The organism is Planomonospora sp. ID91781 (assembly GCF_015711595.1).
In the GTDB taxonomy this organism is placed as follows: domain Bacteria; phylum Actinomycetota; class Actinomycetes; order Streptosporangiales; family Streptosporangiaceae; genus Planomonospora; species Planomonospora parontospora.
The window spans coordinates 1,997,323-2,022,169 of the sequence record NZ_JABTEY010000002.1; the positions used below are offsets into that span (position 1 = coordinate 1,997,323).

The 24,847-nt window shown below is 73.1% G+C and carries 25 protein-coding genes; 10 read left to right on the forward strand and 15 right to left on the reverse strand.

Translation table 11 applies throughout. The features are described from left to right. Nucleotides 1-54: 54 nt before the first annotated feature. A complete protein-coding gene (locus HS048_RS28020; protein ID WP_196469167.1) occupies nt 55-1,704 on the reverse strand; it encodes an ABC-F family ATP-binding cassette domain-containing protein in 1,650 nt (549 codons plus the stop codon). 288 nt (nt 1,705-1,992) lie between these two features. Between HS048_RS28020 and HS048_RS28025 the strand changes: the two genes are divergently transcribed. Both HS048_RS28025 and HS048_RS28030 read left to right on the forward strand, forming a co-directional pair. Beyond that, nucleotides 1,993-2,745 (forward strand): hypothetical protein, encoded by a 753-nt coding sequence (locus HS048_RS28025; RefSeq protein ID WP_196469168.1) that lies wholly within the window; start codon nt 1,993-1,995, stop codon nt 2,743-2,745. A 358-nt stretch (nt 2,746-3,103) separates the two neighbouring features. After that, nucleotides 3,104-4,255, forward strand: coding sequence for an acyl-CoA dehydrogenase family protein (locus HS048_RS28030; RefSeq protein WP_196469169.1), 1,152 nt, complete (start codon nt 3,104-3,106; stop codon nt 4,253-4,255). 174 nt (nt 4,256-4,429) lie between these two features. Here the strand turns inward: HS048_RS28030 and HS048_RS28035 are convergent, their stop codons facing one another. From HS048_RS28035 to HS048_RS28055, 5 genes are all read right to left on the reverse strand, one after another. Further along, nucleotides 4,430-4,705: a hypothetical protein gene (locus HS048_RS28035; protein ID WP_068898548.1), complete on the reverse strand. Its 276-nt coding sequence runs from the start codon at nt 4,703-4,705 to the stop codon at nt 4,430-4,432. Between the two features lie 113 nt (nt 4,706-4,818). After that, nucleotides 4,819-5,262 carry a hypothetical protein gene (locus tag HS048_RS28040; RefSeq protein WP_068898550.1) on the reverse strand — a complete coding sequence of 148 codons (444 nt, stop codon included), beginning with the start codon at nt 5,260-5,262 and terminating at the stop codon, nt 4,819-4,821. Between the two features lie 159 nt (nt 5,263-5,421). Continuing rightward, a complete protein-coding gene (mihF, locus tag HS048_RS28045; RefSeq protein ID WP_068898552.1) occupies nt 5,422-5,730 on the reverse strand; it encodes an integration host factor, actinobacterial type in 309 nt (102 codons plus the stop codon). A gap of 11 nt (nt 5,731-5,741) precedes the next feature. Next, a complete protein-coding gene (locus HS048_RS28050; protein ID WP_196469170.1) occupies nt 5,742-7,172 on the reverse strand; it encodes a DJ-1/PfpI family protein in 1,431 nt (476 codons plus the stop codon). A 51-nt stretch (nt 7,173-7,223) separates the two neighbouring features. After that, on the reverse strand, nt 7,224-8,207 hold the full coding sequence (locus HS048_RS28055) for a GlxA family transcriptional regulator (protein ID WP_196469536.1): 984 nt from the start codon (nt 8,205-8,207) through the stop codon (nt 7,224-7,226). A 149-nt stretch (nt 8,208-8,356) separates the two neighbouring features. Between HS048_RS28055 and HS048_RS28060 the strand changes: the two genes are divergently transcribed. The 4 genes from HS048_RS28060 to HS048_RS28075 all read left to right on the forward strand — a co-directional run bounded on the left by HS048_RS28060 (nt 8,357) and on the right by HS048_RS28075 (nt 11,938). Continuing rightward, nucleotides 8,357-8,593: a hypothetical protein gene (locus HS048_RS28060; RefSeq protein WP_068898557.1), complete on the forward strand. Its 237-nt coding sequence runs from the start codon at nt 8,357-8,359 to the stop codon at nt 8,591-8,593. Between the two features lie 198 nt (nt 8,594-8,791). Beyond that, entirely contained in the window at nt 8,792-9,520 is a 729-nt protein-coding gene (locus tag HS048_RS28065; protein WP_068898559.1) for a class I SAM-dependent methyltransferase, read from the forward strand. Between the two features lie 76 nt (nt 9,521-9,596). Then, complete coding sequence (locus HS048_RS28070; protein ID WP_068898561.1) at nt 9,597-10,607, forward strand: iron-containing redox enzyme family protein; 1,011 nt, start codon at nt 9,597-9,599, stop codon at nt 10,605-10,607. Continuing rightward, nucleotides 10,604-11,938, forward strand: a complete 1,335-nt coding sequence (locus HS048_RS28075) for a glycosyltransferase family 2 protein (RefSeq protein ID WP_307832679.1) — start codon at nt 10,604-10,606, stop codon at nt 11,936-11,938. Before HS048_RS28070 ends, HS048_RS28075 begins: the two co-directional genes overlap by 4 nt. Here HS048_RS28075 and HS048_RS28080 read toward each other — a convergent pair. From HS048_RS28080 to HS048_RS28115, 8 genes are all read right to left on the reverse strand, one after another. Beyond that, a complete protein-coding gene (locus HS048_RS28080) occupies nt 11,865-12,092 on the reverse strand; it encodes a CDGSH iron-sulfur domain-containing protein (protein WP_189237426.1) in 228 nt (75 codons plus the stop codon). The genes HS048_RS28075 and HS048_RS28080 overlap by 74 nt on opposite strands. Nucleotides 12,093-12,249: 157 nt before the next feature. Then, nucleotides 12,250-12,447, reverse strand: coding sequence for a hypothetical protein (locus HS048_RS28085; protein ID WP_068898563.1), 198 nt, complete (start codon nt 12,445-12,447; stop codon nt 12,250-12,252). Next, the gene (locus tag HS048_RS28090; RefSeq protein WP_196469171.1) at nt 12,444-13,382 is read right to left on the reverse strand and encodes an MBL fold metallo-hydrolase; all 939 of its coding nucleotides are present in this window, start codon (nt 13,380-13,382) and stop codon (nt 12,444-12,446) included. The genes HS048_RS28085 and HS048_RS28090 overlap by 4 nt, the downstream gene beginning before the upstream one ends. 162 nt (nt 13,383-13,544) lie before the next feature. Then, a complete protein-coding gene (locus HS048_RS28095; RefSeq protein ID WP_307832680.1) occupies nt 13,545-14,762 on the reverse strand; it encodes a hypothetical protein in 1,218 nt (405 codons plus the stop codon). 76 nt (nt 14,763-14,838) lie between these two features. Continuing rightward, the gene (rox, locus tag HS048_RS28100; RefSeq protein WP_196469173.1) at nt 14,839-16,485 is read right to left on the reverse strand and encodes a rifampin monooxygenase; all 1,647 of its coding nucleotides are present in this window, start codon (nt 16,483-16,485) and stop codon (nt 14,839-14,841) included. Between the two features lie 450 nt (nt 16,486-16,935). Further along, complete coding sequence (locus HS048_RS28105) at nt 16,936-17,757, reverse strand: LAGLIDADG family homing endonuclease (protein ID WP_196469174.1); 822 nt, start codon at nt 17,755-17,757, stop codon at nt 16,936-16,938. Nucleotides 17,758-18,629: 872 nt separating this feature from the next. Then, the gene (locus HS048_RS28110) at nt 18,630-19,790 is read right to left on the reverse strand and encodes a glycosyltransferase family 4 protein (RefSeq protein WP_068898571.1); all 1,161 of its coding nucleotides are present in this window, start codon (nt 19,788-19,790) and stop codon (nt 18,630-18,632) included. Between the two features lie 20 nt (nt 19,791-19,810). Next, nucleotides 19,811-20,677 carry a sulfotransferase gene (locus HS048_RS28115; RefSeq protein ID WP_196469175.1) on the reverse strand — a complete coding sequence of 289 codons (867 nt, stop codon included), beginning with the start codon at nt 20,675-20,677 and terminating at the stop codon, nt 19,811-19,813. Between the two features lie 258 nt (nt 20,678-20,935). On the opposite strand from HS048_RS28115, the gene HS048_RS28120 reads away from it, so the two are divergent. From HS048_RS28120 to HS048_RS28130, 3 genes are all read left to right on the forward strand, one after another. Then, entirely contained in the window at nt 20,936-21,295 is a 360-nt protein-coding gene (locus HS048_RS28120; RefSeq protein WP_196469176.1) for a hypothetical protein, read from the forward strand. After that, complete coding sequence (locus HS048_RS28125; RefSeq protein WP_196469177.1) at nt 21,253-21,432, forward strand: hypothetical protein; 180 nt, start codon at nt 21,253-21,255, stop codon at nt 21,430-21,432. Before HS048_RS28120 ends, HS048_RS28125 begins: the two co-directional genes overlap by 43 nt. A gap of 358 nt (nt 21,433-21,790) precedes the next feature. Beyond that, nucleotides 21,791-22,498: a thermonuclease family protein gene (locus HS048_RS28130; protein ID WP_196469178.1), complete on the forward strand. Its 708-nt coding sequence runs from the start codon at nt 21,791-21,793 to the stop codon at nt 22,496-22,498. Nucleotides 22,499-22,509: 11 nt separating this feature from the next. On the opposite strand, the gene recQ is transcribed toward HS048_RS28130, so the two are convergent. Continuing rightward, on the reverse strand, nt 22,510-24,399 hold the full coding sequence (gene recQ / locus HS048_RS28135) for a DNA helicase RecQ (RefSeq protein ID WP_196469179.1): 1,890 nt from the start codon (nt 24,397-24,399) through the stop codon (nt 22,510-22,512). A gap of 212 nt (nt 24,400-24,611) precedes the next feature. Here recQ and HS048_RS28140 point away from each other — a divergent pair, with 212 nt between their 5' ends. Next, a complete protein-coding gene (locus tag HS048_RS28140) occupies nt 24,612-24,758 on the forward strand; it encodes a hypothetical protein (protein WP_157237486.1) in 147 nt (48 codons plus the stop codon). Nucleotides 24,759-24,847 lie beyond the last annotated feature (89 nt).

Here is a 24,847-nt window from a genome sequence, read left to right on the forward strand (position 1 = left end):
CAGCCTGCAACCTCGACCTCGGTAGAGGTCAACCCGGGCGTCCGCCGCGGGCGGTCACCGCTCGGCGACCTTCCCGGAATCGACGTGGAGATGGCGGGTGGTGTGCACGGCGCCGAGCATCCGGCGGTCGTGGGTGACCAGCAGGAGCGTGCCGGGATAGGAGGCCAGCGCCGACTCCAGCTGTTCGATGGCGGGCAGGTCCAGGTGGTTGGTCGGCTCGTCGAGGACGAGCAGGTTCACCCCGCGGGCCTGGAGCAGCGCGAGCGCGGCCCGGGTCCGCTCCCCCGGCGACAGCGTGGCGGCCGGGCGGAGCACGTGGTCGGCGCGCAGGCCGTACTTGGCGAGCAGCGTCCGCGCCTCGGCCGGCGCCATGTTCCCCGAGGCGCCCCCGGCGGCCGCGCCGAAGGCGTCCAGCAGCGGCTCGTCCCCCAGGAAGAGGCCGCGCGCCTGGTCCACCTCGCCGACGACCACGCCCGGGCCGAGGGAGGAGTGGCCCTCCTCCAGGGGGAGGCGGTCGAGCAGCGCGGCGAGCAGCGTGGACTTGCCGGAGCCGTTGACGCCGGTGATCGCCACCCGTTCGGCCCAGCCGATCTGGAGGTCCACCGGGCCGAGGGTGAACGCGCCGCGCCGCGCGACGGCGCCGCGCAGGGTCGCGACGACCGCCCCCGCCCGGGGCGCCACCGCGATCTCCATCCGCAGCTCCCACTCCTTGCGGGGCTCCTCGACCACCTCCAGCCGCTCGATCAGCCGCTCGGTCTGGCGGGCCTTGGCGGCCTGCTTCTCGGTCGTCTCGACGCGGGCGTTGCGGCCGATCTTGTCGTTGTCGCTCATCTTCCGCCGCGCGTTCTTGACGCCCTTCTCCATCCAGTTGCGCTGGGTCAGGGCGCGGGCCTTGAGCTCGGAGACGGTCTCGGCGTACTCCTCGTACTGCTCGCGGGCGTGCCGCCGGGCGACCTCGCGCTCGGCGAGATAGGCCTCGTAGCCGCCGCCGTAGGCACGCACCCGCCGCTGGGCGAGGTCGAGCTCGACGATCCGGTTGGCGGTCCTGGCCAGGAACTCGCGGTCGTGGCTGACCAGGACCGTCCCGGCCCGCAGCCCGGTGACGAAGCGCTCCAGCCGCTCCAGGCCGTCCAGGTCGAGGTCGTTGGTGGGCTCGTCGAGCAGGAAGACGTCGTAGCGGCTGAGCAGCAGGGAGGCCATGCCCGCCCGGGCGGCCTGGCCGCCGGACAGGGCCGTCATCGGCCGGTCGAGCTCCACCGCCAGGCCGAGCTCGGCGACGACCGCCTCGGCCCGCTCCTCCAGGTCCGCGCCGCCCAGGGCCAGCCACCGCTCCAGGGCTGCGGCGTACTCGTCGTCGGCCCCGGGGCGGCTCTCGACCAGGCCCTCGGTGGCGGCGTCGAGCGCGCGCTGGGCGTCGGCCACCCCGGTCCGCCTGGCCAGGAAGGCCGCGACCGTCTCGCCCGCCCGGCGCTCGCGCTCCTGGGGCAGGTAGCCGACCGTCGCCGTGGGCGGGCTGAGCCGTACCGAGCCCTCCTCGGGCGGGAGCAGGCCCGCCAGGATGCGCATCAGGGTGGACTTGCCGGCTCCGTTCGCCCCGACCAGCCCGACGACGTCGCCGGAGGCGACGACCAGGTCGAGGCCGGAGAAGAGGGCGCGGTCCCCGTGCCCGGCGGCGAGGTCCTTGACGACGATGGTGGCGCTCATGGGGGAACGCTATCCGCCTCCCGGCCGTCGGCCGAATCGATTTCCGGGGGACCGGCGAGCCGTATTCCCGGCAAACCAGACATTTTCCGGATTTTTTAGAGGAAGATGGGGTCTCATCGGAAAAGGCGATCGACCTGCGATCTCGCGGCCGAATCGTGACCGGAACGAGATCTGATGATCTGTTTCCCCGGAGTCCCACGCCCCTTCCCTCCCGGAGCACGCGTGTTAACGGGGGTGGAGGCGATCACCCGAGCGTCGCCTCCGAAGCAACGGGGAAAGGAACGCATCTTGTTCAGGAAGATCACTGCTGGCGCCCTGGCGACGGCCGTGGGCGCCTCCGTGCTCATGACCGTCGGAGCCGGTACGGCCTCCGCCACGGCGGCCGACCTCAGCGTGAACATCAGCGAGGTCAGCCCGAACCCCGTCGTGGTCCGGGGTGACCGGGACGCGCAGGTCACCATCGAGGTCCGCACCACCGAGGCGGAGAAGGTCGAGCTCCGGCTCAAGCCGGACACCGACGCCCCGCACGCCCTCAAGGCGAAGGAGCCCCAGCTCGTCCGCGAGGGTGAGCTATGGCGCTTCGTCACCACCTTCGACAAGTCCGACCACCGCGGCCGCTGGGTCGCGATCGCCGACGCCTACGGCAAGGACGGCAAGAAGCTGACCGACACGGCCGGCTTCACCGTCAAGTACGTCGAGCGCTGGCGGAAGGCCGACACCCGCCTGGCCGGTTTCAACGCCGGTCCCGAGCCGGTCCGCAAGGGCCGCTCGGTCTACTTCTCGGGCCGCCTGGAGGCCCGAGACGGCTGGAAGTGGCGCGGCGTGCGCCACGAGGAGGTGGAGATCTACTTCCGCGCCAACGGCTCCAGCGCCTGGAAGTACGTGACCTCCGCCGACACCCGCTGGGACGGCCGGTTCAGCGCCAAGACCCGGGCGGTCCGCAGCGGTGAGTTCCGCGCCGTCTTCGACGGCGACCGCAGGCTGGACGACAGCTCCAGCCGCCCGGACTGGGTGAAGGTCAAGAGCTGGCACCACCGGTAGGCGGCGGACCGGCGCCGGTCCCGGTTCCCGGTGAGGGGACCGGGGTCCGGACCGGACCACCGCGGAACCGGATTCCCGTGCAAGGGGCCGGCGACAGGTTCCACTGAACGGTGACCGGTTCCGACGAACCGTGAGAGGGCCCGGGGCGACCCGGGCCCTCTCCGTGTCTCCCGGCGCTTCTCCGTGTCTCTCCGTGTCTCCAGGGGCGTCTCCCGACTCTTTCCGGCGCTCCCCGGCGTCTCCCGACTCTTTCCGGCGCTCCCGGCGTCTCCTGTCGTCCCCGGTCTCTCCGCCCGGGTTGACGCACTCCCCCGCGGGCAGTGGAGCGGGCACATGCCGCAGAGGGGAGAGCGACACCATGACGACCGGTGACTTCTACGACTACCGCGAGCTGCTCGACGAGGACGAGAAGGAGGTCGTGCAGCGGGTCCGGGACTTCATGGTCGAGCAGGTCGCGCCGATCGCCGACGAGGCCTGGACCGACGCCCGGTTCCCGCACCACCTGATCCCCGGGTTCGCCAAGCTGGACGTCGCGGGCCTGCCGTACCGGGGGGCCCGGAGCCTGCTGACCGGGTTCGTGGTGCTTGAGATGAACCGGGTGGACCCGTCGATGGGGACGTTCTTCGGCGTGCACAACGGGCTGGCGATGGGGAGCATCGACCGGCTGGGCTCGGAGGAGCAGCGGGAGCGGTGGCTGCCGCCGATGGCCGCGATGGAGAAGATCGGCGCCTTCGCCCTGACCGAGCCCGACGGCGGCTCCGACGTGGCCGCGGGGCTGCGCACGACCGCCCGGCGCGAGGGCGACACCTGGGTGCTCAACGGCGCCAAGCGGTGGATCGGCAACGCGACCTTCGCCGACCTGGTGGTGGTGTGGGCCAAGGACGAGGCCGACGGCCAGGTCAAGGGCTTCGTGGTGGAGAAGGGCACCCCCGGCTTCGCCGCCACCCGGATCGAGAACAAGATCGCTCTGCGGACGGTGCAGAACGCCGACGTCGCCCTGACCAACTGTCTGGTCCCGGAGACGAACCGGCTGCAGGGCGCGAACGGTTTCCGCGACACCGCCGCCATCCTCCGCCAGACCCGGGGCGGCGTCGCCTGGCAGGCGGTGGGCTGCATGATGGGCGCCTACGAGACGGCGCTGGCCTACGCCAGGGAGCGCGAGCAGTTCGGCCGGCCGATCGCCGGCTTCCAGCTCGTGCAGGACCTGCTGGTGCGCATGCTCGGCAACGTCACCTGCTCGCTCGGCATGGTGGTACGGCTGGCGCAGCTCCAGGACGCGGGCGTCTACAAGGACGAGCACTCGGCGATGGCCAAGGCCTTCTGCACGGCCCGGATGCGCGAGGCGGTGGGCTGGGGCCGCGAGATCATGGGCGGCAACGGGATCGTCCTCGACTACGGCATGGGCCGGTTCGTGGCGGACTCGGAGGCGATCTACTCCTACGAGGGGACGCGGGAGATCAACAGCCTGATCGTGGGCCGCGCGATCACCGGGACCGGGGCCTTCGTCTGACCGGCGGCGGGCGCGCGGACGGCGGCCCCGCCGAGTGATCGCGGGGGCCGCCGGACGCACGGGACCGCCGGACGCACGGACGGCCGGGACGGGCAGACGGCCGGGGCGGGCGGACACACGGGGTGGGCGGACACGGACGGGCCGGACGGGATCAGGCCCGTCCGGCCCGTGCGCTCAGGAGGACGGCCCCATGTCCTCCGGCTCGGGCGCCCGGGACTCGTCCTCGCTGTCCTCTCCGGGCGGGGAGGGTTCGACCGGGTCCGCCGGGATGGGCCGGTCCGGGAAGTCGGTGTCGGCTCCCGAGCGGGCCGCGACGGTCCGGCTCTCGCCCACCGCCGCGTCCGGCGCCGTGGGCGGCGCGTCTTCTCCCTCCGGCGGCGGACCGCCGTCCGCGTCCGGCTGCTGGGGCTCCGTGGAGGGGTTCTCGGCGGGATCGTGTTCGTCGTTCATAGCGGCCCCCTCCCCCGCGAAGAGGACATCATGCCCCCGGCCCGTCTGGAGCCCCGGGCCGTCAGGCCCGCCGGGGCCCCGGGGCCTCCGGGCCACCGGACCGACCGGGCGCCTCATTCGGGTACGGCCTCGTGCCCCGGACGGCCGCGCGTGCGGCGGCGCTCCTTCATCTCCGCCTCGTAGAGGTGGCGGCGGCCCCCCGCCAGCTCGTTCCTGATCCGCTCCTCCAGGTCGCGGAAGCAGCGGTGGTAGCCGTCGTCGTAGTCCTCGACGATCTGGAAGGTCCACCGGCCCTCGATCACGTTGCGCCCGACGAGCTCGGCGGAGACCTCGTCGGCCTGCCGGTCGTGACCGGCGGCGCGCAGCAGCTCCACCGCCTCGTCGAGCATCAGGTCGGCGTGGCCGGTGAGCTGGTGGAAGGTGTAGAGGTGCCCGCGGGCCCGCTCGGTCGTCTCCAGTGCCTCGGACAGCTTGCCCAGCGCCTCGACGGTGGCGTCGTCCAGCCCTTCGGGCCTGCGGTGCGCGGAATCGGGACGGTCGTCGCTCACGTCGCTCATGGAGGCGCCGTTACCCCCGGCGGCCGGAGGTATGCCCCGGCGCGCCGGGATCCCCCGCCGGGGATCCCGCGCCCGGGCCGGCGCTGCCTCCGCCCGCCCGGAGCGATCGTACGGACGATCGGACGGTGGTCGGGCGGACGGACGACGCCGGCCGGCGGGTCAGCGCGAGGTGGCCTCGATGAGCTTGCGGCGCTGCTGGGCGCCGAGCCCGCCCAGGCGGCGGGCCTCGTCCACGTCGGCCTGCGCCATCAGCTGGGCCGCCTTCACGGTGCCCACCCCGGGCAGCGCGCGCAGCGCCTGGGACACCTTGATGCGCTTGGCGATCTCGTCGTCCCGGTCGAGCAGCTGCTTGAAGGTGACCGTCCCGGACTTGACGTCGGCCAGCAGCTTGGCGCGGGCCGCCCGGGTCTCGGCGGCCTTGGCGAGGGCGGCCTGGCGCTGTTCGGGGGTGAGGGTGGGGAGAGCCACGTTTTTCTCCTTCATCGTCTGGGTTTGAACATTCTGCTACCCACGACGATCAGGGTATTCATCCTTCTTTTCCCGGCAAGCACCCCGCCCCCCACGGCCGCGGCGAGGGCCAGGGCGCCCAGCGCGGTCGGACGCCACGGCCAGGCGGGTCCGGCCAGCTCCAGATGGCCCACCGGATACTCGGTGAACTTGGCCGTCGCGCGGGCCGTGGCCAGGTCGGCGCGGGCCGCCAGGTCCCGCAGCACACCGTCGAACCCGGATTCCCCGGCGGCCCTGTCCCGGTGCGGCAGCACCATCTCCAGGCCGCGCCCGGCCGCCCAGGCGGTCAGCGCCGGACCGGCCTCGCCCGCGTGCCGGGCACCCGGTACGACCAGCCGGTCCACCGGGGCGGCCCCCGGTCCGGCGGGCTCGGCGAGCAGGAGCACGCCGTGCCGGGTCCTGACCACCGGCCCGGCGGCGACCGGGACCGTCCGGGCGGCGAAGGACGTGCCGGAGTAGACCTCGAAGGCCGCGGCCACGTCGATCTCGCCGACCCCCTCGGCCAGCCCGACGCCGACGGACGGGCGCCCCCACGGGAAGGCCGCGTTGAGCACGTACGGCAGGTCGGCCGGGGCCGGCCGGTTGACCGGGATCTCCGGCGGGCCGCCCGCCGACCAGCCGGGGTAGGCCGCCTCGCGGCCGACCCGCTCGGCCTCCGCGGTCCCGGCCAGCTGCTCGACCAGCCGGAGCGCGCCCACGATGCCCGAGGTCACCCCGGCGGTGGTGGTGACGGGACCGTCCTGGACGTAGCGCAGCCCCCGGACCCAGCGCACCTGGGGGTCGGAGCCCCGGAGGGCGTCGATCCGCTGCCAGAACGAGGTCGCGCGGCGTCCGTCGAGCACGCCGGCCGCGGCCAGCAGGTCCGATCCGGCGCACACGCCCAGGATCCGGGCGCCCCGCGCGGCCTGCCGGGCGACCCACTCGCGCAGCGGCGCCTCCCTCTCCCCGCGCGGCTCGGCCACCGCGGGCACCACGACCACGTCCGGCTCGGCGACGGTGCGGGCGTCCACCTCGGCGAAGGTGCGGTCGGGCAGCGCGCGCAGCCCGCCGGAGAGGGCCACCGGCTCCCTGCGGGCCGCGACGGTGTACACCGAGAAACGCTCCGAACGGGCGAACACCTCGTAGGGCGCCAGCGCGTCCCCGACCACCGAACCGGTCGCGCCGAGCACCACGGCGACGACCGTGCGCCCTTCCGGGACCGGCGCCGCCGGGGGCCATCCCGCCGCGGGGACGACCCCCGGGGCGGACGGGAAGCTCTCGCGCATCGTGACCGCCACCCCGGCCGCGCACGCCCCGGCCAGGAGCGCGGCGGCCAGCCCGGTGCCGAGCAGCACCCGGGGCGCCCTGCGGGCCAGGGCGCGGAGCGGAGTGCGGGGACGCGACGGGAGGGGCGATGGGGGCACGGAGATCTCCTGAGCGGAAGGCGTGGCAGAGGCCAGAGGCCGCGGATGAGGTCAGCGGACGGCGGGGAGCGCGCCCGACGGGCCGGACCCCCGGGAGGCCGAGGGCGGCATGCCGTACCGGGCGGTGAAGAGCCGGCGGAAGTGGCGCACGTCCCGGAAGCCGCAGCGGGCGGACACCGCCTCGACGGTCAGGCCCGTCTCGGCGAGCAGCCGCGCGGCGAGCTCCAGCCGGAGCCGCTGCCGGTACTCCAGCGGGGTGATCCCGACCGTGGCGGTGAAGGCCCGGCTCAGCCCGCGCGGCGACAGGTTCGCCACCGCGGCGAGCTCGGCGAGGGTGTGCGGGACGCCGAGGTGCTGCGCCAGGTGGTCCTGGACCCGGTGGACCGCCGGGTGCAGGTGCGCCCGGTGCTGCAGGAAGGCGCTGACCTGCGGTTCCGTTCCGGACCTGCGCAGGTAGACCACGAGCTGGCGGGCGACGGCCGCCGCGAGCGCCGGCCCGTGGTCGCGCTCGACCAGCGACAGCGCCAGGTCGAGCCCGGTGGAGATGCCCGCACTGGTGCTCACCGGACCGTCGTGGACGTAGAGCACCGCGTCCTGCACCCGGGCGGCCGGGTAGCGCTCGCGCATCGCCTCGATCAGCGACCAGTGGGTGGTGCACCGGCGGCCGTCCAGGAGCCCGGCCTCGCCGAGCGCCGCCGCCCCGCTGCAGACCGAGGCGAGCCGCGCCCCCGCGCGGTGGGCGGCCCGCAGCCAGTCCGCCACCTCCGCGGGGACCAGCGGCCGTCCGGGCCCCGGCTCCCGCAGGCGGTGCCCCGGCACCAGCACCAGGTCCTGCGGCCCGACCTCGGCCAGCGGCCCCAGCCCGGCGAACCTCAGCCCCTGCGCCGACTCCACCTCCGGCGCCTGCGCGACGTACTCCACCCGGTACGGCGCGCCCAGGTGGGCCGCCGCGTCGAACACCTGGACCGGCCCGCCCAGGTCGAGCAGGTTCACCTCCGGCAGCACCAGGACGACCACCCGGCCGCCGCGCGTCATGTCGCTCACGTTCCCCACGCTAGGCCCGTCCGGCCCCGCCGCGGCAGGGCCGGACGGGCCCGGCACCGGACGGATCAGGCACCCGGGTGTACGGCGGGGCGTCTCGGGTAGTGGACATTCCACTACAGAAAGCATCGAGGTGGTCACAGATGGCACTGGTCAGCCGAGACGATGTCCGCGAGCTGCTGGACTCCCCCGATCCCGGCGCGACGCTGGTCCTGGTCGAGGGCAGGTGCGCGGTCCTGCCGGAGGAACGGACCGAGGGACTCGTGATCGCCAGCCGGCGCGACCTGGAACCCGAGCTCGCCGGAGCCGGACGGAGCGATCAGGAGCTCGACCGGCTGGCGGGCCGGCTGGACGGCGTCGCCCGCGACCTCGGCGCGTGAGTGACCCCGGAGAGGCCGCGCACGCAGATCGACTGAAGGACGCCTGAGTCCGGCCGGAACCGGCTGAGACCGACTGGGACGGCTGGGACCGGCTGGGACCGGCTGGGACCGACTGGGACGGCTGGGACCGGTTGGAACCGGCTGGGACCGGCTGAAGGCCGCGGGGAACTTCCTGGATCACGGAATCGGGGGTGCACGGTGCCTGGCTTCGACGCGTCCGCCTACGGACGCAGGATCGCCGACGTCTACGACGACGTCACCGCGGACCTGCCCACGGAGCTCGCGGTGGACCGCCTCAACGAGCTCGCCGAGGGCGGGCGCGTGCTGGAGTTCGGCATCGGCACCGGCCGGCTGGCGCTGCCGCTGGCCGCGCGGGGCGTGCCGGTCGCCGGCGTCGAGGCCTCCGCGGAGATGCTCGAGGTGCTGCGGGCCAAGCCCGGAGGCGACCGCATCCCGGTGACCGTGGGCGACTTCTCGACCGCGCGGGCCGACGGCGCGTTCAGCCTGGTCGTGCTGGCCTTCAACACGGTCTTCGCCCTCCCCTCGCAGGACGCCCAGGTCGCCTGCTTCCGCAACGCCGCCGCACACCTGCGACCCGGCGGCCGGTTCGTGGTCGAGGCGTGGGTGCCGGACCTGGGAGCGTTCCACGACCGCTCGGCGGTCCGGCTGCTCTCGCTCACCGAGGACCGGATCATGGTGGAGGCCGCGCGGCTGTTCCCGGCCGACCAGACGATGCGCACCACCAAGATCAGTCTGGCCTCCGGAGAGGTGCGGCTCCTGCCCGCCAACCATCGCTACGCCTGGCCCGCCGAGCTCGACCTGATGGCCCGCATGGCCGGGATGGAACGCGAGCACCGCTGGTCCGACTGGTCCGGCGCGGCGTTCACCGACGACAGCCCGGCCCACGTGTCGGTCTACCACCTCTGACCTGCCATGGCCCGCCCCTGACGATTCTCGACCGTTCGGAAACCGATCACCCCTCCCCCTTCCTCTGGAGTCCGCGATGCAGTTGCCCCTGCCCCGAGGTCCGATCACCGCCCGGCTCTTCGACGCGCTGGCGGACCCGCCGCACGCCTTCGACCTCCCGCTGCCGCATCCCGCGCGCCCGGTGCTGGAGGACGACGACCTCCAGCTGGCCCTCTTCGCCTGCTACGAGCTGCACTACCGGGGCTTCGACGGGGTGGACGACCGCTGGGAGTGGAACACCTCGCTGCTGGGCCTGCGGGAGGCGCTGGAGCGGCGGTTCGAGGAGGGGCTGGCCGGGGCGGTTCCCCGCCCGCCCGCCGTACCGCCCGCGCAGCTGCGCCGGGCCATGACCGAGCTGGTGGCCGCCGCCGACGGCGACGGGCCGTCGCTGGCGGCGTTCCTGCAGCACCGGGCCGATCTGGAGCAGTTCAGGGAGTTCGTCGTGCACCGGTCGGTCTACCATCTCAAGGAGGCCGACCCGCACACCTGGGCGATCCCCCGGCTGCACGGCCGGGCCAAGGCCGCCCTGGTGGAGATCCAGTCGGACGAGTACGGCTGCGGGCGCCTGGAGCGGATGCACGCCGAGCTGTTCCGGGCCACCATGCGCGGGCTCGGCCTGGACGACTCCTACGGCGCCCACGTCGACCGGGTCCCGGCGATCACGCTGGCGATCGGCAACACCATGTCGCTGTTCGGTCTCCACCGCAGGCACCGGGGGGCGCTGCTGGGCCACCTGGCGGCGTTCGAGATGACCTCCTCGACGCCCAACCTCAAGTACAGCCGGGGCCTGCGGCGGCTGGGCGGCGACCCGGCGGCCCGCCGCTTCTACGACGAGCACGTGCAGGCCGACGCCGTTCACGAGCAGATCGCCCTGAACGACATGTGCGGCGGTTTCGCCGCCGACCACCCCGCCCTGGCCGGTGACGTCCTGTACGGCGCCGCCTGCGCGCTCACCCTCGACCGGCTCTTCGCCGAGCACGTCATGGAGCGCTGGCAGCACGGGTCCACCTCGCTGCGCGAGGCCGGCCTGGCCGTGGGAGCCCCGTGACCGGCCGCGGCGCCGACGGCCCCGGCACGGACACGAGCACGGGCGCAGGCACGGACACGGGCGCAGGCATCGGCACGGCCGTGGGCCCGGGCACGGGACTCGACTACGTGCTGCCCCTGCGCTGGGAGGAGGACTCGGGCCTGGACGAGCTGACCGCCTACCTGCGCGGGCTGGCCCGGCACGCGCGGATCATCGTGGTCGACGGCTCCCCCGGCGAGCTGTTCGACCGGCACGCCCGGCGCTGGCGCGGGCTCGCCGTGCACCTGTGGCCCGACGGCGACCTCGGCTTCGCCAACGGCAAGGTCTCCGGGGTCGTCACAGGGCTGCGCCGGGCCACGGCGGAGCACGTGGTCATCGCCGACGACGACGTCCGCTACGACGCGGCGGGGCTGGCCCGGGTCCGCGCGCTGCTGGAGGAGGCCGACCTGGTCCGCCCGCAGAACCACTTCGACCCGCTGCCCTGGCACGCCCGCTGGGACACCGCCCGCACGCTGCTCAACCGGGGCCTGGGCGCCGACTACCCCGGCACGTTCGGGGTGCGCCGCTCCACCTTCGTGCGGATGGGCGGCTACGACGGGAACGTGCTCTTCGAGAACCTGGAGCTCATCCGCACGGTCCGCGCCTGCGGCGGCCGCGAGGCGCGCCCCCTCGACCTCCACGTCCGCCGGCTGCCTCCCGAGGCGGGGCGGTTCTGGTCCCAGCGGGTACGGCAGGCCTACGACGACCTGGCGCAGCCCGCCCGGATGGCGTTCTTCCTCGCCGTCCTGCCCGGCCTGGCCGCCGCGCTGCGGCGCCGCCGCCACCGGGCGGTCCTGGCGGGCGCGGGACTGGCGGTGGGTCTGGCCGAGGCGGGACGGCGGCGCGCCGGGGGCCGACGGGTGTTCCCCTTCAGCGCCTCGCTGTTCGCCCCGGTGTGGATCCTGGAGCGGGCGGTCTGCAGCTGGCTGGCGCTGGCCGCCCGACTCACGCGCGGCGGCGTCCCCTACGCGGGGCGGAGGCTGCGGGTGGCCGCGCACTCGGTCCGGTGGATCAAGAGGCATCGGCGGCCCGGCACCGACCCCGGCACCGATCCCGACACGGCTCCGAACCGGGGAACAGACCGGGGAACGGACCGGGATGATCGCCGCTCACCTGATGCCGGACTCTCCCGGACCGGCGCGGCTCCGAACCGGGGAACAGACCGGGGAACGGACCGGGATGATCGCCGCTCACCTGATGCCGGACTCTCCCGGACCGGCGCGGCTCCGGCGGGCACGATCAGCTCTGCGGGTCGGGTTCGCCTCCGGCCCGGAACCCGGCCGTCTTGTGCGACCCGTCGCAGAACGGCTTGACCGACGACAGCCCGCACCGGCACAGCGCCACCGTCGCCCTGCCCGGGTCCACCGGCCGGCCGTCCTGAGTGAGCAGCGTGAACGGCCCTCTCAGCAGGAGGGGGCCGTCCTCGCACGTGGTCACTGTGACCGTATAGTCCGTTTCATCACGCATGTTCGGCACAGTGCCCGGCAACGGCGGCCCTACTCCTCTCCCCGGACCTCCCCGGACCTCCCCGGACCTCCCCGGATCCCCTGGATCTCCTAGGTCCCGCCAGGTCTCCCCGAGGCCCGCCAGGTCCTCGGGGCCTCCCCGGGGCCCGCCGGACGTCCTACTCCCCCTCCTCCTCCGGCATTCCGGACCTGGCGGAGGCCTTGCGGTCGTCGGGGATCTGCGCGGGCGGGCCGCCGGGGTCGGTGGCGGTCGGCGCGCCCGGGCCCGCGGAGTCCTCGCGGTCGTCCGGCACCCGGCCCGACCGCTCGTAGCGCTCGGTGAGGTCCGGGGTGTTCTCCGGATCGGTCTCGGTCATGGCTGTCGTCCTCTCTCTCGGGTCCCCGCGGCGTCCCGCGCCGGTTCCGGAACGCCCGAAGCCCCTCCGGGCCCCGGGGCGCTCCGGGCCTCCCGGGCGTCCGGGACGCCGGGGGCGCCGCCGGACTCCGGCCGTACGGGGAGGCGGAGCGTCTCGCCGCGGGCGACGTAGCGCACGCGGTCGGCCAGGCCCGCCTGCTCGACGTGGCGGCGGAAGTCGTCGAGCGGGGAGGTGAAGGCCTCGTAGTCGTCGTAGTGCACCGGCATGACGGCGTCCGGGTCGATCAGGCCGAGCCAGTCGGCCCCCTGCCCGCCATCCATGGTCACCATCAGCATGCCGAGGATCTTCGTCCCGCCCAGGTGCACGATGGCCAGGTCGATGTCGGGGTAGCGCCGCGGGATCTCCGCCAGCTCCGGGACCAGGAGGGTGTCGCCGCTGATGTGCACCCGCAGGTCCACCCGGCCGTCCGTGCCGAACTCCAGCATGCTGCCCATGACCGGGGGCAGCAGCGCCTGCGCCGGGCCGGGCGCGTGGCGGCCCGGCAGCGCGGTGATCCTCAGCGTGCGCCCGCCCCGGCGCAGCTCGTGGCCGCTCCAGGTGTCCAGTCCCACGGCCCCGTGGAAGCCCTGCGGGCGCAGGCGCCGGGCGGCCTGCGGGGTGGTCACGACGGGCACGTCCCGGTCCAGGCCCCGGCGGGCCACCCGGTCCCAGTGGTCGCCGTGCAGGTGCGAGAGCACCACGGCGTCCAGCGCCGGGAGCTCGCCGACCTCGATCGCCGGGTCGGTGCGCCGCCGGGAGGTCAGACCGTAGCCGAGATAGGCCCGCTGCCCCCGGTGCAGGAAGTTCGGATCGGTCAGCAGCGTGAAACCGCCGTAGCGGATCAGAGTGGTGGCGTTGCCCACGAAGAACACGCCGTCGTCCGCCGGATCGCTCATCGGTCCCCCTCACGGATCCGTGCCGGGCCCTCTACCTACCCGGGCGGGCCCGGCCCTCACCTCGCCGTGCGGGCCGCCGCCCGGAGGCGGGACCCGCACGGCGGAACCGGAGGACGGGGGTACGGCCCGCCGCACCGCCCGGACGGGCGGGGACGGGCGGGATCAGCGGCCGGAGGACGAGCCGTTGGCGGTGAGCACGGGCTCGGGCACCTCGATGGCGGGGAAGGTCCCGGTGTCGACCCCGCCGTGCTCGCTCTGCGCCGCCTCGATCAGCGCGTGCGCGCGGGGCTCCAGCTTCCACAGGGCCCGGCACTCGCGGGCGGTGGCCAGCGGCATGCCGGTCTCGTGGGCGATGTCGGACGCCCGGGGCACGAACCTCCGCTCGATCTGCTTGTCCCAGTACTCCCGCGCCGCCCGCATCAGGGCCGCGCGCTGGGCCGGGTCGGCGGTCTGCGGGGCGGCGTCCACCATCTCGGCGTCGTCGTCATCGTCGTCGACGAGCACGGTGGCCCGCGGCCCGGGGGCGGGCAGCGCCGGGGAGGCCGGCTCGGGGGCCCACGGCACGGGCGGGGACAGGTCGATCAGCGCGGAGGTGTTGTAGAGGGCACCGATCTGCGACAGCAGCGCCTCCTGGCGCGCCTCGTCGACCGCCAGGCCGGTGTGCTCCACCGCCCGGTCCATCTCCCGGTCCAGCTTGGCGAGGGCCGCCCGCATCTTCCGGTCGGAGGCCCCGGCCTCGCGGAGCGCGCGGGCCTTCTTGGCGGCCAGCGCGACCCGGGTCAGCCTCCGGTGGGCGTCCACCTCGCTGGCCGTACGGTCGCTGACCTCCGCCAGCCCGATGCGGACCAGCATGCGCTCGGGGGTGAGCCGCCAGTGGATCCGGGAGCGCCCGCTGATGCGGTGCCGCTCGATCGCCATTCCGCGCTCCCACAGCCACGCGGCGACCAGCGGGGCGGCGAGGCGGAACACGGCCTCGGCGGCGCTGCGCGCGTCCATGCTGGACAGCACCGCCGTCAGGCAGGTGAGCGCCCACACGGCGACGCCGTCGATCCCCGCGGAGAAGTTCTCCCGCATGTTGCGGCGGGCCCGCACGGCGCTGGTGATGACCGCGACCTCGATGAAAGCGAACAGCAGCAGCCGCAGCGGGCCGTCGAAGCCCAGCACGTCGCCGGAGAAGCGCCACATGCCCTGGGCGGACACCCCGGTGGCGATGCTGGCGGCGACGATGGTCAGCACGTCCTCCACCGGGCGGGGGGCGACGTAGCGCTGGAAGAGGCGGGTCGTGACCCGGGAGACGGCGCGGAGCACGAAGTAGCCCAGGGCCAGGACGATCAGGGCGGCCACGCAGATGACGGCCGTCGCGAGGGGACGCTCGGACACGAAGGCGGTTATTTGATCAATGAGGGGCATCGGTCACGATCCGTGAGTATCGCTGTCCTATGGGGTGTCGGGCCGATCATTCCAGAATGCCCGCGTCTTTTTTGCCAAACGCATGCTCATGGTTGGGGCCGATGTGACGGACGGTTCCGTTTCGTCCCGGTCCGTCACCTGCGTCGGAGGGATCGCCGAACCAGCGGGAGAGATGGCCGTCCAGGTCCTGCTGATCGTCGCCGATCCAGGCGACGTGTCCGTCGGGGCGCAGCAGGACGCACGGGACGTCCAGGTCCGCGGTGGGATCCGCGAGATGGTCGACCCGGTCCGACCAGCCGCCGGCGGTCAGGCGTCCGGTGCGGTCCAGCAGCAGGCCGTGGCCGCGGTGCAGCAGGTCGTAGAGGCGGCCCTGCTCCACGTCGACGTCGCGCAGGCGGCGGCCGAGCAGGTCGGGGCCCGCGCCGAAGTCGTAGCGGACGCCGATCGCGGTGATCTTCTCGATCAGGTGGCGGTTCACCTCGTCGAAGTCCATCAGTTCGGTGAGCAGCCTGCGCACGGCCTGCGGGCCCGGTCCGTCGGACAGCAGCTCCGTCTGGGCGCGGGTGTTGTCCAGCACGTCCTCGGCGACCGGGCGGCGTTCGGCCTGGTAGGTGTCCAGCAGCGGTTCCGGCGCCCAGCCGCGGATCTGCGCGGCCAGTTTCCAGCCGAGGTTGAACGCGTCCTGAACGCCCAGGTTGAGGCCCTGCCCGCCGATGGGCGGGTGGATGTGCGCCGCGTCGCCTGCCAGCAGCACCCGTCCGGCGCGGTAGCGTTCGGCCAGCCGGGTGGCGTCCCCGAAGCGGGACAGCCAGCGCGGGGAGTGCACGCCGAAATCGGTTCCGGCGACGGCGCGCAACCCCTGTTTGAAATCCTCGAGGGTGGGCGGTTGCGCGCGGTCGCCGACCGCCGCGGCGGGAACGACGACGCTGTAGACCCTTTCGCCGAAGGGCCGGAGCCAGAACGGCCGGTGGGTCCCGCCGATCTCGGCCGCCCTGGCGGCGACCTCCTCCTGCGGCACGCCCACCTCCATCTCGCCCATCAGCGTCTCGTTCCGCGAGGGCTCGCCGGGGAAGCCGACGCCGAGCAGCCTGCGCACCGTGCTGCGCCCGCCGTCGCAGCCGACGAGGTAGCGCGAACGCAGCCGCTCCCCGTCGGCCAGCTCGACGGTCACCCCCTCGCCGTCCTGCTCGAGACCGGCCACCGCACGACCGCGCCGGACCTGCGCGCCCAGTGCGATCGCGTGCTCCTCGAGCAGGCGGACGACGACCGGTTGCGGGATGCCCAGCAGATAGGCGTGCGCGGAGTCCAGGCCGTTGGGCACGGGTTTGGGGATGGCGGCGAAGAAGCCGCCGGCCGGACGCCGTCTTCCGTGCGGGAGGACGCGGTCCAGCAGTCCGCGCATGGCCAGCAGCTCGAGGCTGCGGATGTGCAGGCCGACTATGCGGACGGACGACGCGGGCTCGGTGTCCTTCTCCAGGACGAGCACCCGGACGTCGTGCAGCCGCAGTTCGGCGGCCAGCATCGCGCCGGTCGGCCCGCACCCGGCGATGATCACGTCGAAGAGGAGAGGCGGGCGATCGGCGCCGGGGGCCGGGGCCGGCGACCGGAGGACTCCGGGGACGCCGCCCGCCGTGGAGCCGTGCTCGCCCCTGCCGTCCGACGGCGGCTCGGTGGTGACCTGTGAAGAGTGCATGGGTGTCGCCTTTCGGGAGTGCCTGGCCTGTGAGGCGCTCCCGGCGACACCTGCGTCGGTCACCCGACCGTTACATCGATCGCCCGACCATGACCGGAAGGGGGAGCACCCACGGTGATACGGCGTTCATGGGTCTCACCTCCTCGGGCGGTGTCACGGTCGCCTGCAAGCTACAAGCCCGGGCGTCACCCCGTCCAGTCCTTTTCCGGCCGCCTGATCACGGCTCCGGACGGGCCCGCGCGGTCGCGGCCCGGGCCCCCTCGCCGTCCCGGCGGACCCCGCGGGGGCCGCATCCCGCGGGGCCCGGGTCGGAACGGCCGGTCCGCATCCCACGGGATCCGGGTCGGAACGGCCAGTCCGCGTCCCGCCCCGCCTCCAGCAGCGGGATCAGCCGGAAGGCGGCGTCGGAGAAGCCGCCGAACTCGTGGCGGTCACCCGAGCCGGTCGGCGCTACCGCGCCCGGGTGACCTCGCCGGAGACCTCGGCCTCGTCGAGATTCTTCAAACGGCTACCGGCCACCAGCCCGTTGACGACCAACAGAGTGGACGACTCCACTGACACGCAGTACACCGCCCGCTCGCCATCGTCTGCGATGGAGACGATCCGGTCGAGAGCAACCGCTTCGTCGTATCCGGACATCTCACTTCGGGCCGGAAGCACATGAGAGAGCTTCCCTGCCAAACGCGACAGCGCAGCAGCCTTGTACCCGACTCGCAGATCCAACAGTTCGCCGAGCCGCACCAGCGCGGTTGCGCGGTTCACCTCCACTACGAATAGGGGCCGTCTGCTGGTAATGCTCCTATCTCCGGCAACGGAGCAGGAGGAACTGGCGGGCCTCTCCCGTACGATGCTGGTCACACCAAGACGGAGCAGATAATCCGACGCCTGTTCTGCCAGCCTGCGTGAGACTGTGGCATATTCGACGCACCCGTGAAGAGTGCCCTTGGCGTTGGTGCGCTCACGCACGCACCCGTCCGTGTCGATCAGGCCGGAGAGTGCGCCGACCCAGAACTCTCGACTGAACGACCGGTTGGGTAGTGATTTCATCTCGCACCGCTTGCCCCAGACATCATAGTGACGAAGCTTCTCGGTGAGAGGGTTACGTTTCCACTGCTTGAATGGGAATCTCAAACGGACGATCTTCCCATTCCGCGTTTCGGTTACACGGCAGCCGTGCTTGGCTGCGTAGTCGCACATGAACGCCACCGCTCCGTCTTCCGGATCGCCGTGGAATTCCGGAGTGAGAGCGGTCATACAGCCATCGCCGAGCATCGCACCTACGAAATATCCATCCCAGGCATCTCCCTCCTCTCCGAACCGAGACGCCGTCAGAGGTGCGGGAATACGATCTCCAACTCGGAGAGCCGCGGTCGTGGTCCACTCCCACGCTCGGCGTCCGCCTTTACGTTGGCGGACCCAGCGGTGGTCGTAGGTTGCTGTGATGACACGACCGGACATCAGCCGAATGGTTGCGACCGAACTCACTCCAGCATCCAACCACGCGGCCGGTGTAGTCGGTTTCAGAGCGCCTACCGAGCGATCACGCGGGCCTTGGTTCGCCCCATATTTGACCGGCCGGGTATCCCATGGCTTGTCATAAGACAGTACGGCCATCTGGTGGGCTACTACATCTTCGATCGGTGCTGTGGTTCCATCAGGCAACCAGACAGGCGTCCCCTCCGCTAAACACGCCGTGTAGCCCATCGGCGGGATCACAGCCCCCCCACGCCTAGGCGGCCGGCCCGGCCGCTTTCCTGCTTCGGACTCGAACACATTAGCGTCCATTCCATGGTCCAGGAGGGCGAACTCTGGGATCTCACAGGTCTCCGTCGCACTCGGGGACGTCCCGTCTACCGAGCGCCTGTCCTCTGGGGGACCAACCACATTTATCCCCGACCGAAGGACTCCGTTGCCCAATCCAGCGTGACTTCGCGGGAGCAGCTGATGTCCTTGCATCAAGGTGGCATGCCGTTGGAGCTCCCCGCATGGTCCACACAATTGAGCAACAGGTCCTGAAGGCCGATGACATCCGTGGATCTTCAGTCAAGGTCGTCACCGCACGAGGAGATCAATACGGAGTTCTGGGCCCTTCCCGAAACCGGGATGCGGTCGGACCGGTCGACTATCAGGTCGACGTCCCGGGGTCAGCGGGCCACACCGGCCCCGAGGAACTCGGCGAACAGGTTCTCCCAGAGCGGCATCACCGCGTCCGGCGCGTAGTCGCGCACGGTCTCGCGGGCCGCGGCGCCCAGACGGCGGCGCAGTCCCTCGTCGGCGATGAGGCGGCTCATGCCCGCGGCGAGCGCGCCGACGTCGCCCGGGGGGACGAGCAGCCCGTCGACTCCGTCGGTCAGGACCTCGCCGGGACCGGTCGGGCAGTCGAAGGCCACGACCGGCAGCCCGTGGCCCATGGCCTCGATCATCACCATGGGCAGCCCCTCGAACCGGGAGCTGAGCGCGTACACCGACGCCTCGGCCAGGTGGTCCGGCAGGTGGTCGCTGCGGCCCATCAGGGCCACGTTGTCCTCGAGGCCGAGCCGGGTGACGAGCTTGCGCAGCTCGGCCTTCTTCGCGCCGCTGCCGTAGATGCGCAGCCGCCAGTCGGGATGCTCCTCCACGACCCGGGCGAAGGCGCGGATGAGCAGGTCGAAGCCCTTCTGCGCGGTGAGCCGCCCGGCGGCGACCACGAGCCGGTTCTCGTGCGCGGCCGGCCGCCGGCCGCCGAGGTCGGGGACCGCGTTGGGGATGCGCACCACCGGCGTGCCGGGCAGCAGGCGCTGGTAGTCCCGGCGGTCGGTGCCGGTGAGCACGGCGAGCGCGTCCAGCCTGCCGTAGTGGCGGGCGATCTCCGCCCGGACGGTGGCGGGGTGGGTGGCCAGGTTCATGTGCTCCTGGGCGATCCGCACGGCGCCGCCGGGCCCGCGGCGGGCGGAGATGAGGTTCAGCGCGGGGCGGGTGGTCACCAGGACGCCGTCCTCGACCGAGGAGACGTAGTCGATGGCGGCCTTCTCCACGCGCTCGGTGAAGTAGTGCGCGGCGAACTCGCCGCGCGGGACGATGCGGCCGCGCAGCCGCCGCCAGACCCGGCGGGCGGTGGAGTCGGGCGGCGCCCCGTCCCGCTGGTCCACCAGGGTGGTGAGCGCGACCCGGGGGTCGAGGGGGAACTGCGGGGTGTCGCGGCGCCGGATCACGCTGGCGATCTCCACGTCGTGGCCGGCCGCGGCCATCGCGTTCGCCTGGTTGAAGACGGTACGGATGGTGCCGCCCATGCCGTACGCGTGCAGGAGCACGTAGTGGATCCTCATGGGTTCGGTCCTCCTCCCTCTTATGGGAGGTACCCCCAAATCCGACATATCGGTCTCAACACCTCGGGGATCGTGTCGGGATCGGGCAGGTCGCGTCCCGGCTGCACGGTCCCCGACCGGATCTTGTCCTTCCAGTCTCCGAGGCCCTTGCTGACCACCTCCGGTGCTCCGTAGGCGAGCATCCCCGGCTCCCAGCCGACGGCCAGGAAGTCGCAGATCCGGCGCGTCTGCGCCTCCGGGTCGGCGGTCAGGTCCTCGTAGCGGACGGTCAGACCGGCCAATGCCCTGCGCGCGCGCTGGACCGCCTTCATGTAGCGCAGGGCGTCGAGGGCGGCCTCCTCCGGGGTGCGCTTCTCCGGGCTCGCCTCGTGCCAGGAGGCCGCGATGGAGGCCGGGTGGCGGAGCAGGAAGACGAACCGGGCGTCGGGCCAGCAGGTGGCGATGCGCTGGAAGGCGAAGGCGTTGGCCGGGGTCTTCTCCACGATGAAGGACTTGCCGCTGCGCACCAGCTCCCGGTGGAGCACCCGGTCCCAGAGCAGGTGCTCCAGGTCGGCCTGGTTGTGCCCGAGCGCGGCCATCGCCTTCTTCGACAGGGAGGTGCCGAACCCCACCGTCAGGCGGCGCACGTGCAGTTCGTGGGGGGCGTGCAGCAGGGAATGGGCGCCCAGCATCGCCCGCAGGAGCGTGGACCCGGACCGGACGGGCGAGAGGATGAAGACGGGCGCGCGCAGCAGCCGGTCCGCCTCCGGATCGGCGGGCGGCCGGACGAGACCCTCGGCCGCGACGGCCGGGGTCACCACCCCGGCGGAGTCGGATGCCCCTGCTCGCCTGAGCTGGAATCCGGTGAACCTGACCAGGGCCTCGTTGACGGTGCGCTGCCAGTTCATGCATGGGGAGGCTACCCACCGTTCCTGGCAATTCACTGTGTACCAGCACCGAATATGCTCACCGGGCATGGCCGTACGGCGAGCGGTCGCCTCTCGCTCCGTCCTCCCCGCACGGGGATCGAACCGGTTCGGCTCCGGTGGCCGCCTCCGAGGTCGCTCACGATCCGGCACCGCCTTCCCTGATCACCCGATCTCGCCGGAACTTCATGTCTGCTCCATCCGTCGTCCAGAGAGACGGCACGCTCGCCCTACGGAAAGGTGAGAACGCTGACCGACAGGCCCCAGGAGTTCGCCGGAGACGGATCCGGGCTTCACGTGGCCGGCGGTCACCTCGTCGCCGGGCTGCCACCGGACCGTCACCGGGTCCGGCTGCCGCTCACCGGCGCAGGCCGGGCCGCCGCGCTGCTGCTGTACGGCCACCCCGGCCCGTACGGGACGGTCTACGGGCTCGCGGTCCTGGATGACCAGGGGCGGGTCATGCTCGACTCGCCGGGTGCTCGCCCCCGCCAGGCGGTCGCGGCGGAGAGCGGGCTGGTGCTCGAGTCTCGCCTGTACGGCACTACCGGTACGAGGACGTGCGCGGCCTCTTCGTGGTCAGCCGGGCCGGTGCGCCGCTGAACCACCTCCCGGGCCCCTGGCATCCGGAGGACGTGCACCGCTTCGCCGTACGGCACGGGTTGACGTTCGAAGGACGCGTGCTGAGCCGCGAGGAGTACGCCGGCCTCGCCTCCCGTGTCCGGGACGCCCTCCCCTGACCGGTCCCCGGCCCAGAGCCTCGGGCCCGCGCCGGGGGTCCGCCGGTCCTCGAAGGCAGACCGGCCCTCCGGGACCCAGGGCCGGCACGACCCGGACCGATCCGCAGATCGGCGGACACGCCCGTCCTGCCAGCCAAATCACATCAAGGTGATTACCCTGGTGAGACACGGGGGTACTTAAACCCTCGGCAATGGGGCCGGGGCCGCGCCCCTCCTGCGGGAGGGGCGGGACCTCTTCGCCGTGTCCGGGTCGCCGGGACCACGAGGGGGACTGCTTGCAGCGTTCCAGGATCGGTCGTCGTGCGTCGTGTCCGACCCGTTCCGCGCGTCCGGCCCTCCTTCTAGTGAGAGGTTCTCTGTGCGACGCGTTCTCCGGCTGGCCCTTCCGGTCGTCACCGCCCTCGTGGCCCTTCCTCTGACCGCCTCTCCGGCCGCCGCGGCCGGCTCGGCGGCGGGCCTGCCGAGAGGCGTCCAGAAGGCGAGGGTGGTGCGCATCGTGGACGGCGACACGATCGAGGTCCGGTTCGGCAAGAGCAGCCGGACCGTCCGGGTGCGCCTGCTCGGCCTCGACACCCCGGAGTACGGCCGGTGCTGGTTCGACTCCGCGACGGAGCGCGCCCGCACGCTCCTGCCCCTCGGCAGGACCGCCTACCTGCTGCGGGACCGGGACTACAAGGACCACTACGGGCGCCGCCTGTTCTACGTCTACAACCACCGGGGTCTGTCCGTGGCCCGCAACCTCATCCGCTACGGGTACGCCAAGTCGCTGCTGTACCGCAAGAACGACCGCTACATCAGGACGATGCGCCTGGAGGAGGCCCGGGCGCGCAAGAAGCGGCTGCGGATCTGGTCGGGCCGGTGCGACAGCAGCAAGGACCTGGTGGCCCCGCTCCCCGTCGAGGCGCGGACGGCGGGCTACGCGGGACCCGGCTGGTCTCCCGACCCCCGTTTCCGCACCTGCAAGTCGGCGCTCTCCGCGGGCTTCGGGCCGTACGAGCGCAGCGTCCACCCGGAGTACGCGTGGTATCACGACGCCGACCGCGACGGGCTCGTCTGCGAGCGCTGACCCCCCGGAGGTCAGAGCTCCAGCATGTCCTGGACGTGGGGGGCGCCGGAGGCGAGCACGTCCAGGATCTCCTGGCCGTACTTCGCCAGTTTGTTCTCGCCGACGCCGCTCACCCGGCCGAGCTCGGCCAGGGAGGACGGGGAGTCGGTCGCGATCTGGCGCAGGGTCGCGTCGTGGAAGACCACGTACGCGGGGATGCCTCGCTCCTTGGCGGCGGCGGCGCGCCAGGAGCGGAGCCGTTCGAACACCGGCACGGCCTCCTCGGGCAGGTCCGCCGCCGGGGACGGACGGCGGCCGGAGGCGCGGGCCCCGGCCTCGGCGCGGGCCGCCCGCTCCGGGTCGCGGCGGAGCGGCACCTCCCGCCGCCGGGCCAGCACGTCGGCGCTCGCGTCGGTGAGCGCGAGCGTGCCGTGGTCGCTCTCGACGGTCAGGAGCCCTCTGGCCAGCAGCTGGCGCACCACGGCGCGCCACTCGGACTCGTTCAGCTCCGTGCCGACGCCGAAGACCGTCAGGGAGGCATGGCCGTGCTGGACGACCTTGTCGGTCTCCCGGCCGAGCAGGATGTCGATGACGTGGCCCGCGCCGAAGCTCTGCCCCCGCTCGCGCCTCAGGCGCAGCACGGCCGAGAGGAGCTTCTGCGCGGCGATCGTGCCGTCCCAGGTCTCCGGCGGCGTGAGGCAGGTGTCGCAGTTGCCGCAGGCGCCGGACTCCTGGCCGAAGTAGGCGAGCAGGTGGACGCGGCGGCACTCGACCGTCTCGCACAGCGCCAGCATGGCGTCGAGGTGGGCGCTCAGGCGGCGGCGGTGGGCGGCGTCGCCCTCGGAGGTGTCGATCATCCGGCGCTGCTGCACGACGTCCTGGAGCCCGTAGACCATCCACGCGGTGGACGGCAGGCCGTCGCGGCCGGCCCGCCCGGTCTCCTGGTAGTAGCCCTCGATGGACTTGGGCAGGTCGAGGTGGGCGACGAACCGCACGTCGGGCTTGTCGATGCCCATGCCGAACGCGATGGTGGCGACCATGACGAGGCCGTCCTCGCGCAGGAAGCGCGCCTGGTGCTCGGCGCGGGTGCGCGCGTCGAGCCCGGCGTGGTACGGCAGCGCCTGGACGCCGTTCTCCGCCAGGAACGCGGCGGTCTTCTCCACCGAGGCCCGGGACAGGCAGTAGATGATGCCGGCGTCCCCGGCGTGCTCGGTGCGGAGCAGCTGCAGCAGCTGCCGCCGGGGCTCCCGCTTCTGTGCGATGCGGTACTGGATGTTGGGGCGGTCGAAGCTCGCCACGAAGTGGCGGGCCTCCCCCAGGTTCAGCCGGGCCGCGATCTCCGCGTGGGTGGCCTCGGTGGCGGTGGCGGTCAGTGCGATGCGCGGCACGTCGGGCCAGCGCTCGTGCAGGGCGGACAGCGCCAGGTAGTCGGGACGGAAGTCGTGCCCCCACTGGGCCACGCAGTGCGCCTCGTCGATGGCGAACAGCGCGATCGAGCCGCGGTCGAGGAGGCCCAGCGTCGCGGAGGTGCGCAGCCGTTCCGGCGCCACGTAGAGCAGGTCCAGCTCACCGGCGAGGAAGGCGGCCTCGACCTCGCGGCGCTCCTCGTGCTCCTGCGTGGAATTGAGGAAGCCCGCCCGCACGCCGAGGGCCGTCAGCGCGTCGACCTGGTCCTGCATGAGCGCGATCAGCGGTGAGACGACGACGCCGGTGCCTTTCCGCACGAGGGCGGGGACCTGGTAGCACAGCGACTTGCCGCCGCCGGTGGGCATGAGCACGAGCGCGTCTCCGCCGGCGACGACGTGGTCGATGATCTCCCGCTGTCCCTCCCGGAACGAGTCGTAACCGAAGACCCGGCGCAGCACGCGCGACGCGTCGTCTGCCTCGGGGTCGCTCTGCGGGGCGCCGTGCGGGGAAGTCATCACGTCATTCTAGGAGGATCAGGACGCCCCGGCGGAGGGATCGCGAGCCTGTGGACGACGCGGACGGCCGCCCGCGGAGCTGTGGACGGCGCCGACCGGTGCCCGACCGGGGGCCCGGTCGGCGGCAGCATCGCACCGACCGGCGGCGCCGCGCATGACCGGGACGATCACGGGTAGTCCCCGCTGGCCCCACCGGACGGAAAGGACTTCCCGTGCTCACCCTCATCCTGCTGATCTTCGCTCTCGCCTGCTTCCTGCTGGCCGCGTTCGGCATCGGCGGCGCCCGGATCAACCTCCTCGCGCTGGGCCTGGCCCTGTGGGTGCTGAGCGAGCTGGTCCCGAGGATCGGCGACCTCTGACCGCGGGCCCGCCCAGGGCTCCGCGGGGGGCTCCGCCGGGGCGGCGACGCCCCCCGCGGGTCCCCGGAACCGGCCGCGGCCGCCGCGCC

Bases quoted from the DNA above. Each gene is read 5' to 3' on its own strand.
- HS048_RS28030 (WP_196469169.1), top strand. From the start codon at position 3,104: ATGACGACCGGTGACTTCTACGACTACCGCGAGCTGCTCGACGAGGAC.
- HS048_RS28070 (WP_068898561.1), top strand. From the start codon at position 9,597: ATGCAGTTGCCCCTGCCCCGAGGTCCGATCACCGCCCGGCTCTTCGAC.
- HS048_RS28040 (WP_068898550.1), bottom strand. From the start codon at position 5,262: ATGAGCGACGTGAGCGACGACCGTCCCGATTCCGCGCACCGCAGGCCC.
- HS048_RS28110 (WP_068898571.1), bottom strand. From the start codon at position 19,790: ATGAGGATCCACTACGTGCTCCTGCACGCGTACGGCATGGGCGGCACC.
- HS048_RS28020 (WP_196469167.1), bottom strand. From the start codon at position 1,704: ATGAGCGCCACCATCGTCGTCAAGGACCTCGCCGCCGGGCACGGGGAC.
- HS048_RS28085 (WP_068898563.1), bottom strand. From the start codon at position 12,447: ATGACCGAGACCGATCCGGAGAACACCCCGGACCTCACCGAGCGCTAC.
- HS048_RS28080 (WP_189237426.1), bottom strand. From the start codon at position 12,092: ATGCGTGATGAAACGGACTATACGGTCACAGTGACCACGTGCGAGGAC.
- HS048_RS28115 (WP_196469175.1), bottom strand. From the start codon at position 20,677: ATGAACTGGCAGCGCACCGTCAACGAGGCCCTGGTCAGGTTCACCGGA.
- recQ (WP_196469179.1), bottom strand. From the start codon at position 24,399: ATGACTTCCCCGCACGGCGCCCCGCAGAGCGACCCCGAGGCAGACGAC.
- rox (WP_196469173.1), bottom strand. From the start codon at position 16,485: ATGCACTCTTCACAGGTCACCACCGAGCCGCCGTCGGACGGCAGGGGC.
- HS048_RS28090 (WP_196469171.1), bottom strand. From the start codon at position 13,382: ATGAGCGATCCGGCGGACGACGGCGTGTTCTTCGTGGGCAACGCCACC.
- HS048_RS28060 (WP_068898557.1), top strand. From the start codon at position 8,357: ATGGCACTGGTCAGCCGAGACGATGTCCGCGAGCTGCTGGACTCCCCC.
- HS048_RS28035 (WP_068898548.1), bottom strand. From the start codon at position 4,705: ATGAACGACGAACACGATCCCGCCGAGAACCCCTCCACGGAGCCCCAG.
- HS048_RS28105 (WP_196469174.1), bottom strand. From the start codon at position 17,757: ATGCTCGGCGATGGCTGTATGACCGCTCTCACTCCGGAATTCCACGGC.
- HS048_RS28055 (WP_196469536.1), bottom strand. From the start codon at position 8,207: ATGACGCGCGGCGGCCGGGTGGTCGTCCTGGTGCTGCCGGAGGTGAAC.